Origin of the sequence: Paraburkholderia sp. SIMBA_027 (assembly GCF_046535315.1) — a bacterium.
Taxonomy (GTDB): Bacteria; Pseudomonadota; Gammaproteobacteria; order Burkholderiales; family Burkholderiaceae; genus Paraburkholderia; species Paraburkholderia tropica.
This window is the reverse complement of the sequence record NZ_JAWRWY010000729.1, coordinates 1-266: the sequence shown is the minus strand read 5'-3', so window position 1 is coordinate 266 and position 266 is coordinate 1. Positions and strand designations below refer to the sequence as shown.

The following is a 266-nucleotide window of genomic DNA, read 5'->3' as shown; positions in this document are numbered from 1 at the left end:
GGCGTGCCGGGTTTGGCTTCGTACTTTCCCCCGGCGAAGGGATACCCTCCCCCGTAGTTTGGTGCCCACATCATGGCCGAACCGGGGGCCAAGGTGTGCACAGCCTTCGCCAAAGTCTGAAAGGCGGCCACGTACTTCTGAGGCTGCTGCGACCACGCATACCAGGAACCGTTCATTTCGTGCGCGAAACGCACGATCACGGGGACGCCGTCGTCATTGAACATGGCGAGGTCTTTCGCAAAGGCCGTGGCCGTCTGGTCTGTCAC

At 61.7% G+C, this 266-nt stretch carries 1 protein-coding gene; it reads right to left on the bottom strand.

From position 1 onward, the window contains the following. Positions 1-224: glycosyl hydrolase (locus tag SB764_RS40965; protein WP_410866892.1), on the bottom strand; the 224-nt coding region annotated here is incomplete at its 3' end. Positions 225-266: the final 42 nt, after the last annotated feature.